Annotated in this window: 11 protein-coding genes; 5 read left to right on the forward strand and 6 right to left on the reverse strand. The window is 71.7% G+C overall.

Annotation, left to right across the window (positions count from 1 at the left end):
- Positions 1-9 precede the first annotated feature (9 nt).
- Both ACIP4Z_RS07075 and ACIP4Z_RS07080 read left to right on the forward strand, forming a co-directional pair.
- A complete protein-coding gene (locus tag ACIP4Z_RS07075) occupies positions 10-993 on the forward strand; it encodes an aldo/keto reductase (protein ID WP_391158602.1) in 984 nt (327 codons plus the stop codon).
- 109 nt (positions 994-1,102) lie between these two features.
- On the forward strand, positions 1,103-1,552 hold the full coding sequence (locus ACIP4Z_RS07080; protein WP_355339707.1) for a type II toxin-antitoxin system PemK/MazF family toxin: 450 nt from the start codon (positions 1,103-1,105) through the stop codon (positions 1,550-1,552).
- A gap of 124 nt (positions 1,553-1,676) precedes the next feature.
- Here ACIP4Z_RS07080 and ACIP4Z_RS07085 read toward each other — a convergent pair whose 3' ends face one another.
- Together ACIP4Z_RS07085 and ACIP4Z_RS07090 are read right to left on the reverse strand one after the other, a co-directional pair.
- Positions 1,677-1,868, reverse strand: coding sequence for an antitoxin (locus tag ACIP4Z_RS07085; protein ID WP_355339710.1), 192 nt, complete (start codon positions 1,866-1,868; stop codon positions 1,677-1,679).
- A gap of 145 nt (positions 1,869-2,013) precedes the next feature.
- Complete coding sequence (locus ACIP4Z_RS07090; RefSeq protein ID WP_401305606.1) at positions 2,014-3,003, reverse strand: MerR family transcriptional regulator; 990 nt, start codon at positions 3,001-3,003, stop codon at positions 2,014-2,016.
- 83 nt (positions 3,004-3,086) lie between these two features.
- On the opposite strand from ACIP4Z_RS07090, the gene ACIP4Z_RS07095 reads away from it, so the two are divergent.
- Both ACIP4Z_RS07095 and rpmG read left to right on the forward strand, forming a co-directional pair.
- Positions 3,087-4,568 carry an alpha/beta fold hydrolase gene (locus ACIP4Z_RS07095; RefSeq protein ID WP_401305608.1) on the forward strand — a complete coding sequence of 494 codons (1,482 nt, stop codon included), beginning with the start codon at positions 3,087-3,089 and terminating at the stop codon, positions 4,566-4,568.
- 110 nt (positions 4,569-4,678) lie between these two features.
- Complete coding sequence (rpmG, locus tag ACIP4Z_RS07100; RefSeq protein ID WP_355339719.1) at positions 4,679-4,843, forward strand: 50S ribosomal protein L33; 165 nt, start codon at positions 4,679-4,681, stop codon at positions 4,841-4,843.
- Positions 4,844-4,855: 12 nt separating this feature from the next.
- Here the strand turns inward: rpmG and ACIP4Z_RS07105 are convergent, their stop codons facing one another.
- Positions 4,856-5,836 carry an aldo/keto reductase gene (locus tag ACIP4Z_RS07105; RefSeq protein WP_401305610.1) on the reverse strand — a complete coding sequence of 327 codons (981 nt, stop codon included), beginning with the start codon at positions 5,834-5,836 and terminating at the stop codon, positions 4,856-4,858.
- Positions 5,837-6,010: 174 nt separating this feature from the next.
- Between ACIP4Z_RS07105 and ACIP4Z_RS07110 the strand changes: the two genes are divergently transcribed.
- Complete coding sequence (locus ACIP4Z_RS07110) at positions 6,011-6,886, forward strand: helix-turn-helix transcriptional regulator (RefSeq protein ID WP_401305612.1); 876 nt, start codon at positions 6,011-6,013, stop codon at positions 6,884-6,886.
- A 65-nt stretch (positions 6,887-6,951) separates the two neighbouring features.
- Here ACIP4Z_RS07110 and ACIP4Z_RS07115 read toward each other — a convergent pair whose 3' ends face one another.
- The 3 genes from ACIP4Z_RS07115 to ACIP4Z_RS07125 all read right to left on the reverse strand — a co-directional run bounded on the left by ACIP4Z_RS07115 (position 6,952) and on the right by ACIP4Z_RS07125 (position 12,685).
- On the reverse strand, positions 6,952-8,931 hold the full coding sequence (locus ACIP4Z_RS07115; RefSeq protein WP_355339728.1) for an amino acid transporter: 1,980 nt from the start codon (positions 8,929-8,931) through the stop codon (positions 6,952-6,954).
- Positions 8,932-9,252: 321 nt separating this feature from the next.
- Complete coding sequence (locus ACIP4Z_RS07120) at positions 9,253-11,334, reverse strand: glycosyl hydrolase family 28-related protein (protein ID WP_391158589.1); 2,082 nt, start codon at positions 11,332-11,334, stop codon at positions 9,253-9,255.
- A gap of 670 nt (positions 11,335-12,004) precedes the next feature.
- Positions 12,005-12,685, reverse strand: a complete 681-nt coding sequence (locus tag ACIP4Z_RS07125; RefSeq protein ID WP_401305615.1) for a hypothetical protein — start codon at positions 12,683-12,685, stop codon at positions 12,005-12,007.
- Positions 12,686-13,077 lie beyond the last annotated feature (392 nt).

The raw sequence follows: 13,077 nt of genomic DNA on the forward strand, positions 1-13,077 counted from the left end.
CATCGCCGCATGGAGCAGCGGATTCTTGGCAGGACGGGCCGGAAGGTGTCCGTCGTCGGGCTCGGGACATGGCAGTTGGGTGCCGACTGGGGCGAGGTGCGCGAAGCGGACGCCTTCGCCGTGCTCGACGCGGCCGTCGCCTCGGGCGTGACCTTCTTCGACACGGCCGACGTGTACGGGGACGGCCGCAGCGAGCAGTTCATCGGGCGGTATCTCAAGGAGCGCCCGGACGCCGGGGTGTTCGTGGCCACCAAGATGGGCCGCAGGGCCGAGCAGGTGCCCGAGAACTACGTACTGGCCAACTTCCTCGCCTGGAACGACCGTTCGCGCGCGAACCTCGGCGTCGACACCCTCGACCTGGTGCAGCTCCACTGCCCGCCCACGGCCGTCTACTCCTCGGACGAGATGTACGACGCCCTGGACACGCTGGTGGCGCGGGGGCGCGTCGCGGCGTACGCGGTGAGCGTCGAGACGTGCGAGCAGGCGCTGACCGCCATCGCGCGGCCCGGCGTCGCGAGCGTGCAGATCATCCTGAACCCCTTCCGCCTCAAGCCGCTTGAGGCGGTGCTGCCCGCGGCGGCCGAGGCGGGCGTCGGCATCGTCGCGCGGGTGCCGCTGGCCTCGGGGCTGCTCACCGGCAAGTACACCCGCGACACCGTCTTCGCCGCCGACGACCACCGTACGTACAACCGGCACGGCGAGGCGTTCGACCAGGGCGAGACCTTCTCCGGCGTGGACTTCGAGACCGGCCTCGACGCCGCCGCCGAATTCGCCGCGCTCGCGCCCGAGGGCGCCACGCCCGCGCAGACCGCGCTGCGCTGGATCATCCAGCAGCCGGGCGTCAGCAGCGTCATTCCCGGCGCGCGCGATGTCGCCCAGGCGCGGGCCAACGCCGCCGCTGCCGCGCTGCCGCCGCTGACCGACGCCACGCTGGACGCGGTGCGCGAGCTGTACGACCGCCGCATCAGGGCGCAGGTGCACGGCCGTTGGTGAGGCACGGCTGAGGCGCGGCTGAGGCACGGGTGCGCCGCCGGGCGGTTCGTGACCGACGGGTTCCGACCCGCTCGCCGGGCCGCCGCCCGCAGGGCCTACCGTCTTGCGGATGACTGCGAATGCTGCCAATGCTGAATTCCCCGGCGCCAGCGGGCCGTACGCCACCACCGAGGCGGAGCCGCGCGAGGTGGGCCGGGTGCGGACGTCGTACGCGCCGGATCACGACGGTGACCCCGACCCCGGGGAAATCGTCTGGACCTGGGTGCCGTTCGAGGAGAACGACGGGCGCGGCAAGGACCGGCCGGTGCTGGTCGTGGCGCGCGAGGCGGGCGGCACGGTGCTCGCCGTCCAGCTCTCCAGCAAGCGCCACGACAACGACCACGAGTGGGTGCCGATCGGCACCGGGCCCTGGGACCGTGAGGGCCGCGAGTCCTGGGTCGCCGTCGACCGCGTCCTGCGTCTGCACGACCAGGGCATGCGGCGCGAGGCGTGCGCCCTGGACCGGGGCAGGTTCAACCTCGTCGTGAACCGGCTCAAGGAGCTGTACGGCTGGGCGTGAGCCCCCGGTCCCGCATGACGCGTCGGGCTGACGCGTCGGGCAGCCGCGTCCGCCTCCGCGGAGGTGGACGCGGCTGCCCGTACGTCGACGCGTACGCCGTACGAATGCCGGCCGCGTCGTACGGTTACGGCTGCTCGTTCGACGGACGGGTGCCGCCGCCGAGCTGGTCGTTCAGCTTGTCCTGGACCTGGTCGACCTGGCCGCTGTACTTGTCGCCGGTCTTCTTGTCGACCATGTCACCGGCCTTTTCGACGCCTTGGTGCGCCTGGTCCTCGTGACCCTTCAGCAGGCCCTTGAGCTTGTCGAGCATGGACATGGCTGCCCTCCTTGGGGGAACGCCTTGCTCTCCCCGTTGCCCTCCCAGCATCGGGGCCCCCGAAGGTTTTCGCATTCCGGACAGGTCCGGACGAGTTCGTACGTTCTCCGGGGACGCCTTCCGGAACGTTTCCGCGGCGTACGGCTCAGGCGGTCGCGCCGTCCAGGGCGGCCAGCAGCCAGTCGTGTGTGCTGCCCGGGGTCGGGTCCGCCGGGCCGAACAGCTCCCCGGCGAGCTGCCAGTAGCGGTCGATCCGGGGGTCCGCGCCGAGCACCCCGCCGAGGCGGCGGCGGAAGGCCGGGGTGTCGCGGGCACCGCGCGAGCGGGCGTACGCGGCGACGAAGCAGTCCAGCGCCTCGCCCTCGTGCGGTCGCCGCCCGGCCCGCAGGTGCGGGGCGGCGAGCCCGTACGCCTCGATGAGGCCGTCGTACAGGACGGCCGGGCGGTAGCCCTCCTCGGGCCGGTGCGCGGCGGGCTGGGTGGGGTCGCGGCCGTCGCCGGGGCTCGCGCCGGAGGCTTTTCCGGAGATCTTTCCCGCACCGTCGCAGCTCCCCGACACCAGCGCGTGCAGGCGCGCGAAGGCCAGGGCCTGCGCCGGGGTCGGCGCCTCGGGGAGCTGCGGAATCGTCCCGTCGAGGATGGCCGAGACCAGCCGGGCGGGCATCCGCGGCGGCAGCCAGCGCCGCCAGAAGCGGGCCATGGCGGCGGTGCTGGGCGGGCTCGGCAGCGCGCCGACCAGCAGCAGCCGCTCGGCGCGCTCCCCGGGGCCGCAGTCCTGGAGCGCCTGGAGCGCGGCCTCGCGCCAGCGCAGGGCGGCCAGGCCCGCGCCGACCTCGCGCAGTTGCCCGGCGATCAGGCCGTCGAGCACGTCGGCCGCCGCGTCGGCCCCGGCCGCGCTCGCGCGGTCGTCCTCGTCGAGGACCCGGTGGACGTCGGGGACCGCGAGGCCGATGCCGCGCAGCGAGCGGATCGTGCGGAGCCGGTCGAGCGCGGCGGGGCCGTACCTGCGGTGGCCCCCGCTGCTGCGGCGCGCCTCGGGGAGCAGGCCGCGGTCGGAGTAGTAGCGGACGGTCTTGACGGTGACGCCCGCGCGCTCGGCGAGTTCCCCGATGGTCCACAAACGGTCAGGCGGCACGGCTTGAACCTCCCTCAGGGGGAGTTCCTACGGTACCCGCGGCCGGGAAAGCGGCCGTTCCGCAGGGTGACCGAGGAGATCTCATGACGGCGTACGTACTGGTGGCAGGCGCTCACACCGGCGGCTGGATCTGGCAGGAGACCGCGCGGGCGCTGCGGGAAGCGGGCGCGCGGGCGTATCCGGTGACGCTCACCGGCATGGGCGACGGCGGCCGTCCGGCGGGGCCCGACACCGATCTGGAGACGCACATCCGGGACGTGCTGGAGGTGATCGACGCGGTGGCCGCCGCCGAGGGGCCGGTGGCGCTCGTCGGGCACGACTACGGCATCCACCCGGTGGTCGGCGCCGCCGACCGCCGCCCGGCGCGTACCGCCCGCGTCGTCCATCTGGACACCGGTATCCCGCAGGACGGCGATCCGCCGTTCGCGCTCTACCGCGACCAGGAGCTGCGGGACCGCGCGCAGGACGGTGACGGGCCGGTCCCGCCGCCGTCCGGCCCGGAGGAGTGGGCACGGCACGGCAGTACGGCCGGGGTCCCGGCGGACGCGCTGGCCCGGCTGACCGACCGCGCCGTACCGCAGCCGCGCGCCACCCTCACCCGGCCGCTGCGCCTGACGGGCGCGGTCGCGGCGCTGCCGGTGACGGGTGTCTTCTGTACGGCGAACGGTTCGAGCATCGCGCTGGTCGAGACGCTGGTCGGGCTCGGCGACCCCCGGCTCGCCGTGCTCACCGAACCGCGGGTGACCTTCTTCGACCTCGGCACCGGGCACTGGCCGATGCTGTCCGCTCCGCGCGGGCTGGCGGACGTCCTGCTGCGGGCGGTCGCGGGGGAGGGGCGGCGGCTCGCGCCCAGGGGTGAACAGGCCCCCCAGCAACGGCCGTTCCCCCTCCCCGTCCCCGAACTCCCCCGCGAGCGGCACGGCCGCGTCGACCTCCACCTTCCCCGTGCCGAACGCCCGTCCCCCGCCGTCGTGTTCGTCCACGGCGGCCCCGTATCGCCGGACGTCCGCCCGACTCCGCGCGACTGGCCGGCCTTCCTGGGCTACGCCCAACTCCTGGCCTCCCAGGGCGTGGTGGCCGCCACCGTCGACCACCGCTTCCACGACCTCACCGACTTCGACCGCGCGGCCCACGACGTGGCCGAGGCCGTCGCCCTCGTCCGGGCCGACCCGCGCGTGGACCCCGACCGTGTCGCCCTCTGGTTCTTCTCGGCGGGCGGCCTGCTCTGCGCCGACTGGCTCGCGGCCCCGCCGCCGTGGCTGCGCTGCGTCGCCCTGACCTACCCCGTCCTCGCCCCCCTCCCCAACTGGGGCCTGTCCGCCACCCGCTTCCACCCCGCCCCCGCCGCCCTCCCCACCGTCCTCACCCGCGTGGCTCTCGAAGTCCCCGAAATCGCCGCCACGGTCGACCGGTTCATCGCCTCGGCCGCCTCCTCCGGCGCGCCCCTGGAGGTCGTCGAAGCCCCCGAGGCCCACCACGCCTTCGAATCCCGCGACCCCGCCCGCGTCTCCACCCCGCCCCTGCGCGCCGCCGTCTCCGCCGTCCTCGGCCACCTCACGGCGTGAGCGCGGCTCGGAATCCCGGACGCCGGACGCGGGGCATCGCAGTGGCGGTCGCCGGGACGGCCCCCAGCCGGTCTATTGACAACGACAACCGTTTTCGTATAGTGGGCGTCATGGCACGCAACGAAGTACGTCCCGTGATCAAGCTCCGGTCCACCGCCGGTACCGGATTCACCTACGTCACCCGCAAGAACCGTCGCAACGACCCCGACCGCATGGTGCTGCGCAAGTACGACCCGGCGGCGGGCCGGCACGTGGAGTTCCGCGAGGAGCGCTAGGCCCTGACGGGGTCAGAAGAAGGTCGGCTCGCGAGGGGTGTAGGGGGCCTCGAGGGAGTCGACCTCCTCCCGGGCGAGCGTGAGGTCGAGCGCGGCGGCGGCGTCGGCGAGGTGGTGGGGCTTGGTCGCGCCGACGATGGGGGCGGAGACGACCGGGTTCTTCAGCACCCAGGCCATCGCGACCTGGGCCATGGGGACGCCTCGGTTCCGGGCGATCTCCTGGACGGCGTCGACGATGGCCCGGTCGGCGTCGAGGAAGATCGGGCGGTCCTGCGGGTCGACGGTCCGGTTGACGGCCGCGCGCGGCGTGGAGCGCTCGCCCCAGGGCCGGGTGACCAGCCCGCCGGACAGGGGACTCCAGGGGATGCTTCCCACGCCCTGGTGGGCGAGCAGGCCGAACATCTCGCGCTCCTCCTCGCGGTGGAGCAGGCTGTACTGGTCCTGCATGGACACGAACCGGGTCCAGCCGTGGAACTGCGCGGTGTGCTGCATTGTGGCGAACTGCCAGGCCCACATCGACGAGGCGCCGATGTAGCGGACCTTGCCCGCCTTGACCACGTCGTGCAGCGCCTCCATCGTCTCCTCGACCGGCGTCTGGGGGTCGAACCGGTGGATCTGGTACAGGTCGACGTAGTCGGTGTCCAGCCGCCGCAGCGAGGCGTCGATCTGCTCCATGACGGCCCTGCGGGACAGACCGGAACCGCCCGGGCCCTGGTGCATCGGCGCCCACAGCTTGGTGGCCAGGACGATGTCGTCACGCCGGGTGTACTTGCGCAGCGCCCGCCCGACGATCTCCTCCGAGGTGCCCAGGCCGTAGATGTTCGCGGTGTCCCAGAAGGTGATGCCGAGCTCGACGGCCCGGCGGAAGACCGGCTCGGCCGCGTCGTCGTCGAGGGACCAGGTCAGTCTGGTGGCGGGGTCGCCGAAGCTCATACAGCCCAGGGCGATCCGGCTGACCCTGAGCCCTGACGTTCCCAGTCGCGTGTACTCCATGGCCTGTTCCTCCTCGGTGACGCGGAGCCGCTCGCCCGCTCCGGGACGGCGGATCGCCTTCCCTTCCCACCGTGGCACGAACCGCTGCCCATGGCCTCTCACCAGGGGATTCCTGCTGTTACAGGTACTGACGGAGCCTGTCAGGCAGGCGAAAACGGCCGTACGGTTGGACGCATGGACGCCCGCACCGAATTCCGCGACTTCCTCACCTCGCGCCGCGCCGGGATCACCCCGGAACAAGCCGGCCTGCCGGTCGGCGGCGGATTCCGCCGGGTGACCGGGCTGCGCCGCGAGGAGGTCGCGCTGCTGGCGGGCGTCAGCGCCGACTACTACATCAAGCTGGAGCGCGGCAACGCCCGCGGCGTCTCCGACGGCGTCCTGGAAGCCCTCGCGCGCGCCCTCCGCCTCGACGAGGCCGAACGCGCCCACCTGTTCGACCTGGCCCGCGCCGCCGGTTCCGGGGCGCGGACACCCGCCCGCGCCCCGAAGCCTCATGTGCGCCCCAGCATCCAGCGCATCCTGGACTCCATGTCCACGACGATCCCGGCCTACGTACGCGACCGCCGCCTGGACATCCTGGCCACGAACCGACTCGGCAGGGCGCTCCTCGGCCCGGTCCTCGCGACCCCGGGGCGACCGCCCAACGTGGCCCGCTTCATGTTCCTGGACCCCGCGGCCACCGACTTCTACCGCGACTGGGAGCGGATGGCGGCGGGCACCGTCGCGATCCTGCGCGCCGAAGCCGGGCGCGACCCCCACGACAGGGCCCTGAGCGACCTGGTCGGAGAACTCGCCACCCGGAGCGCCCTGTTCCGCACCCGCTGGGCCACCCACGACGTCCACCTGCACCGCGGCGGAGTCAAACGCCTCAACCACCCCGTCGTCGGCGAACTCACCCTCGCCTACGACGCCTTGGAGCTGCCCGCCGACACCGGGCTGACCATCATGGCCTACAGCGCGGAACCCGGCACGCCCGCGCGTGACGCCCTTGATCTGCTGGCCAGTTGGGCCGCGACCAACGACCGCGAGGCCGCCGATCACGCGGTCTGAGGCACGCGGGCTGACGCACGCGGTCTGAGGCGCGCTGACAAACCCGCGCGGTCTGCCCGCGCGGACTAACCCACGTGGACGCGGGGGCGGCGGGAGCGGTCGGGCTCGGCTTCGCGCAGGACCTCGCGGGTGACCGGGGCGACCTCGCCGTGGCCGAAGAGGAAGAAGCGGAGGAAGTTGGTGAAGGGGCTGCCCTCGGTCCACTCGAAGTAGATGTGCGGCTTGGTGCCGGTGGTGTCGCGGACGTGGAGGAGGAGGGCGGCCAGCGCGTTGGGGACGGACGAGCTCTCCAGGGACAGCACGCGGTAACGGCCGTGCAGGACATGCCCGGTGACGCGCAGGGCGGACTCGAACTCGGAGGCGTCGAGGACGGTGACCTCGACGAAGACGAGGTCGTCCTCGGGCGGGATGTCGTTGTCGGCGCGGATCTGGTGCACCTTGTCGCGGTACTCGGCCGCGTCGCGCAGCCCCGGCTCGTTGGCGATGAAGCGAATGCGGCGGCTGGCGATGTCGCGGACGAACCGCGTGGCCATGTCGTCCAACTCCACGCTGGTGACGCGCAGTTCGAAGGCGCGGGCGAGCCGGGACAGCAGCGAGACGAGGATGATCCCGGCGATGAAGCAGGCGCCGATCTTGACGCCGTCGGGCCGCTCCACGACGTTGACGACCGTCGTGTAGAGGAAGACCACCGAGATCACGGCGAAGACGACCGTCCAGCGCCGCTGCCCGGCCTTGCGGGCGGCGATCGTGACGGCCAGCGCGGCCGAGCTCATCAGGACGAGGACGCCGGTCGCGTACGCGCCGCCCTGCTTGTCGACGCTGGCGTCGAAGATCCAGGTGACGAGGAAGGCGACGAGCGTGAAGACCAGCACCATCGGCCGCACCGCGCGCGCCCAGTGCGGGGCCATGCCGTACCGCGGAAGGTAGCGCGGCATCAGGTTGAGCAGGCCCGCCATTGCGGAGGCGCCCGCGAACCAGAGGATGGCGATGGTGGAGAAGTCGTAGACCGTGCCGAAGACCGACCCCAGGTACTCGTGGGCGAGATACGCCAGCGCGCGGCCGTTGGCCTTGCCGCCGGTCTCGAACTCCTTCTTCGGGATCAGCACGGTGGTGATGAAACTGGTGCAGATCAGGAAGACGCTCATGATCAGCGCGGCCGTCGTGAGCAGCTTCTTGGTGTCGCGGATCCGGCCGACCGGCCGCTCCTCGGTGTCACCGGGGTCGCCCGCGACGTTCGGCATGACGGCGACGCCGGTCTCGAAGCCGGACATGCCGAGCGCGAGCTTGGGGAAGATCAGCAGGGACACGCCGATCATGACGAAGACGTTGCCCCGCTCGGCGGTCAGCGCGTGCGACCAGTCGGTGACGACGTGCCCGGCGGTCGCGACGTGCCAGAAGCCGGCGATGACGACCACCACGTTGAGCGCCAGATAGAGCCCGACCAGGACGACGGCGATCCCGATGGCCTCCAGGAAGCCCTTGAGGAACACCGCGCCCAACAGCGCGACCAGGACCAGCGTGATCACCATCTGGTGGCTGTGCAGCGCCGTGGCGAAGTGCGGATTCTCCACCAGGTGGGTGGAGGCGTCGGCGGCCGAAAGGGTGATGGTGATCAGGAAGTCGGTGGCGGCGAAGCCCAGCAGCGTCAGGACGAAGAGCTTGCCCTTCCAGAACGACAGCAGCCGCTCCAGCATCGCGATGGAGCCCGCGCCGTGCGGGCTCTCCTCGGCGACCCGCCGGTAGACGGGCAGCGCGCCCGCCAGCGTGACCAGGACCAGCACGACCGTCGCGATCGGCGACAGCAGCCCGGCCGCGAGCGCCGCGATGCCGGGCTGGTAGCCGAGGGTGGAGAAGTAGTCCACGCCGGTCAGGCACATCACCCGCCACCAGCGCTGGCCCTTGTGGGCGGGCGCGGCTTCCCGCTCCGCCGCCCCGCCGCCGCCCGACTGGTGCTTGCCCATGTCGGAGAGACCTTCGAGCAGCCAGGCCCTGAAGCGGCTGCGCGGGGGCGTCGAGGACCGCTCGGGCGGGACGGTCGTGGTCATCCGGAGGGCTCCTGGGGTGCGGCGGATCGGTCGGGCCATCGCGGATGACGGCCCGGCCAGCGTACGCACCCCTGCCCCGCTGACACATGATCGGCCGCCCGGGGTGTTCCGGGCGGCCGACCAGGCATTTCATCGGGACGGTGGGGGCTTTGCCGGGGTCTGTCCCGGCGCGCTGGCCACCGCGGCCCGCGAGTCTTAACGCTTTCTTAGCGGCCCCGCGCGAAACCTGTACGGATCTCCGTATGGACTTCGCGCGAGGCGCTTGTCACGAGGTGTCGCTCAGCGCGCGCTTCTCACCGCGCGCTCCTCAAAGGGCAGCCGTCACCACGCCGACGGAGCCGGCGGTGCCACGACCGGCGGGCGGTCGTCGCAGGTGATCGTGTTCGGCAGCTCCCACGACGCGAACCACGGCCCGGTCGTACCGCCGCCGGTGTTGCCGCCGAGGTCGGTCAGGGAGAACTCCGAGCCCGCGGGCGTGAAGTTGAAGGAACCGCAGTTGTTGACGCCGACGGCGCCGACATTGCGCGCTACCACGTTCTCGAAGGACGCGGAGCCCGCCACCCGGCCGCTGACCACCGAGGTACCGGTGCCGTCGACCTTGATGTCCTTGAAGTGGACGTTGGTGACCGAGTACAGGTCCTTCACCGGCCAGTCGGCGACGAGCATGATCGCGTTGTACGTGTTGTCGAGGAAGTTGTCCCCGGTCACCCGGATGTCCGCGTCGATGTTCTTCTCCAGCGCGTAGAACCAGATCGCGCCGAGCCCGATGTTCCAGTTCAGTTCGTACGTGCCCGCCCTGACCGTGGTGTTGTCCGTGATCCACAGGTGGCCGGTGAACGCCTCGGAGCCGAAGCGGGAGCCGACCTGGATGGCGCTGCCCTCGCGGATCGGGTCGGCGATCAGGTTGTTGGAGACGGTGTTGTCCGTGCCGCCGTAGAGCGCGATGCCGTTGGCGAGCACCGGCGTCTGCACGGTGTTGTGGTCGATGGTGTTGCGCGCGTCCTCGGTCTTCTCCGACCACAGCGCGAGCGCGTCGTCACCGGTGTTGCGCAGGAAGTTGTTGGAGACCGTCGAATTCGTCACGCCGGTGTGGAAGTTGATGCCGTCGGCGATCTGGTCGACGATCACGTTGTTGGTGATCCTCAGGTTGCTCATCGGCCCGTCGAACCACATGCCGACCTTGGTGTGCTGGATGTACAGGCCGTCGATGGTCGAGTTGCTCAGCGAGCCGCCGATGCCGTTGACCTGGTCGGTGTCGATGCGCTCCCGGACGTCGCCCTGGATCGCGAAGCCGGACAGGTGGACGTTCGAACTCCCGCCCTTCGAGGCGTCCTTGCCGTAGAAGCCGACACCGGTGTGGACGCTTCCGTCGGGCGCCGGGGTGGCGAGGTCGACCTGGCGGCCCTTGATGATCGTGTACCAGCTACCCGCGCCCTCGATCGTCACGTTGTCGACGACGATGTGCCGGTTCACCTGGTACGTGCCCGGCGGGATGTACACCTTCAGGTGCGTGAGCTTCGCGAAGGCGATGGCCTTGTCGATGGCGTTCGCCGAGTCGCGGCGGCCGGTCGGATCGGCGCCGAACGCGAGGACGTTGGCCGCGATCAGGTCGATCTTCGGCGGCGCGACGAGCTGCGAGTCCAGCAGGTCGATCGTGGTGGTCGCGGCGGTGGCGCCCGCCGGGACCTGGAGCCGCACCTTGTCGCCCGCGCGGTACGTCTTCCCCAGCGACAGCCGCTGCTCGTCGTAGAAGTGGTTGGGGCGGAACGGCTTGGCGAACACCGGTGCGGGCGTGGTGTCCTGGGGCACGCAGGCGCACTCGGTCACCCAGTAGTCGGGGTGCAGGACGTCGGCGCCCGGGTCGTTCGAGAACGGGTACAGGTTGTAGAGCCACGCGTACTGCGAGGTGAGCGTCAGGGCCTTGCGGTCCTTGCCGTTCACCGTCACGTCGAGCGGCGAGGTGATGCCGCCGCCGGTCGGCGCGTCCGGGATGCTGTACCGCACGTTGATCGCGTTGGCGGCACTCGGAAGGGTGAACTCGACGTACTGGCCCGGCTTCAGCGACACCGCCTTGCGGCCCGACGCCTCGGCGGGCAGCGTGTACGCGTCCCGGCCGGGGCCGATGACCGTGCCGTTCGTCGCGGCGTTCTCCGCCTCCTGCTCCGCGAAGCCGACGTTCGCGCCGCGGCCGGCGACGAGCGAGGGGTCGAGCGCGGCCCGCGTCACCACCGGGGCCGTACCGCCGCCTGTTCCGCCCGATCCCGTACCCGCCAGGGCGGTCGTACCACCGGCCATGATGCTGAACCCGACGGCTACCGCGGTCGCCGTCGCGACCACGACCGCGGCTCTTCGCCGCGGTCTGCCCGACCACTCCACCACAGCGCCTGTGCTGCTCCGTGACATCGAAAGCTCGTTTCTGTCGAGACCTGCCGAGAGGGTGAGGTGACATTAGGGCGCGCGCGTCCGGTTCCACAAGGCTCATGCGAAATGATTTCGTAACCCTGCTGTCGAACTACGTCTGTTGGTTGACTTCTTGCAATCACCTGCAACACCTGTTGCAGGCGTCCCCGCCTCCGCGCCGGAGCGATTGCCGGGAAGCGGCCCCGGCGGGGGTGCCAACAGGGGCAGAATCGGGGGGGACTTCGGCGCCGCGCGGACGCGCGGGCGCGCAGGCACGAAGAGCGGTACCCGGGGGAGGCGACGAGGCGTGGGACGGCGACTTGCTCCGCTGATCGCTCCGTACGAGCACGAGCACGAGCACGAGCGCGAGCACGAGCACGAGGGCGCGGGGCTGCGGCAGTTGACCGCGCCGGGGCACGACGCGGAAGCCCTCGTCCTGCTCTACTTCACCGGCCACGGCCTCACGGACGACGCCGGACGGCTGCGCCTGGCGACGGTCGACATCCGCCGCGACCAGAGCCCTGCCGGTGGCGCGTCTCCGTCGGCACCTCGCTCAACGCGTCGCCCGCGGTGGCGTACGGCGCCGGGTACGTCGGCGGTATGCGGTGCCCCGCGCCGGAGGGTGAGAACCGGCGCCGGAGGGTGGGAACCGGCGCCGTCCACGACGGTACGGCTACGCCTCGGCGTCCTCGGTGGCCTTGGCCTTCTTCTCGTCGGCCTTCTCCGTGGCGTCGGCCGTGTCGGTCGTGTCGGCCTCTTCGGCCTCCTCGACCTCTTCCACGTCGTCCGTCGCGTCGGCCGCGTCCGGCTTGTCGTCCTCGAAGTACGTGTCCAGCACCGCGTCCAGCTCGGCCGCCCAGGTCTTGAGCAGCGGCTTGGAGGGCGCCTCGACGTCGGTGTCGAACCAGCGCCGGGTCGAGGTGTAGACGGTGACGGAGAAGCGGCGGCCGAAGCGCGGGGTGTCGATCTCGACGGCGCCGATCTCGTCCCAGCCGAAGTCGGCGGTCTCGCCGTCCAGTTTGAAGGTGATGCCGGTGCGGTCGGCGGTGATCGAGCCGCGGCGGTCGGAGACCGAGAACACCGGGCCGGTGTCCTCCTCCGTCGCGTCCTCGTCGTCCGCCGCGCCCGTGTCCTCGGCCACGGCCTCGACGGCGGCTTCGGGCACGGCCTCGGCCGCCGGTTCCGGCTCGGCCTCGGGCGCGGCCGGGGGCGCGTCGTCCGGGGCGTCGTCGTCCACCACGGGCGCGGGCGCCTCGGCGGCGGACCGCGCGGGGGGCGTCAGGCCGGGTATGTACGCCGGGTCGACTCCGGCGGGCGGTATCGGCGGGGTGTTCGGACCTGTTTTCTGCTCCACGGCGCGAAGTATGGCCGATGAACCTGTGCCCGCGACAGCCGTAACGGCCCCTGGGACCGGGATACGGGCGCGATCGTGATGCGCGCTCGCCCGGCCGCCCCCGCGGCCGGGCGAGGGGCCGACGACACCCCGACGACACCCCCGTCGGCACCCCGACGACACCCCGTGGGGCGCGCCGGGGCGGGGTGTGACGCGTTTTACCCGGCGAAAATCTGGTTCCGTGGTACCGTTGTTTTCAGTTGCAGTTGTGGTTCCCAAAGACTTACAAGTGCTCCTTCATCGGCATACGTGCCGATAGGTGCACTTTTGTATTTCCGCTGTTCTTTCCTGAACGGGGCAATCATTGCGGCGACACGGGGTCCGTAATCCGCGGGCTTCGATGTACTGCCCCT

This window comes from Streptomyces sp. NPDC088910 (assembly GCF_044749865.1).
In the GTDB taxonomy this organism is placed as follows: Bacteria; Actinomycetota; Actinomycetes; order Streptomycetales; family Streptomycetaceae; genus Actinacidiphila.

What these genes read in the sequence shown, in the direction of transcription:
- ACIP4Z_RS07075 (WP_391158602.1), top strand. Translation starts at nt 10, where the DNA reads ATGGAGCAGCGGATTCTTGGCAGGACGGGCCGGAAGGTGTCCGTCGTC.
- ACIP4Z_RS07080 (WP_355339707.1), top strand. Translation starts at nt 1,103, where the DNA reads ATGACTGCGAATGCTGCCAATGCTGAATTCCCCGGCGCCAGCGGGCCG.
- ACIP4Z_RS07085 (WP_355339710.1), bottom strand. Translation starts at nt 1,868, where the DNA reads ATGTCCATGCTCGACAAGCTCAAGGGCCTGCTGAAGGGTCACGAGGAC.
- ACIP4Z_RS07095 (WP_401305608.1), top strand. Translation starts at nt 3,087, where the DNA reads ATGACGGCGTACGTACTGGTGGCAGGCGCTCACACCGGCGGCTGGATC.
- rpmG (WP_355339719.1), top strand. Translation starts at nt 4,679, where the DNA reads ATGGCACGCAACGAAGTACGTCCCGTGATCAAGCTCCGGTCCACCGCC.
- ACIP4Z_RS07105 (WP_401305610.1), bottom strand. Translation starts at nt 5,836, where the DNA reads ATGGAGTACACGCGACTGGGAACGTCAGGGCTCAGGGTCAGCCGGATC.
- ACIP4Z_RS07110 (WP_401305612.1), top strand. Translation starts at nt 6,011, where the DNA reads ATGGACGCCCGCACCGAATTCCGCGACTTCCTCACCTCGCGCCGCGCC.
- ACIP4Z_RS07115 (WP_355339728.1), bottom strand. Translation starts at nt 8,931, where the DNA reads ATGACCACGACCGTCCCGCCCGAGCGGTCCTCGACGCCCCCGCGCAGC.
- ACIP4Z_RS07120 (WP_391158589.1), bottom strand. Translation starts at nt 11,334, where the DNA reads ATGTCACGGAGCAGCACAGGCGCTGTGGTGGAGTGGTCGGGCAGACCG.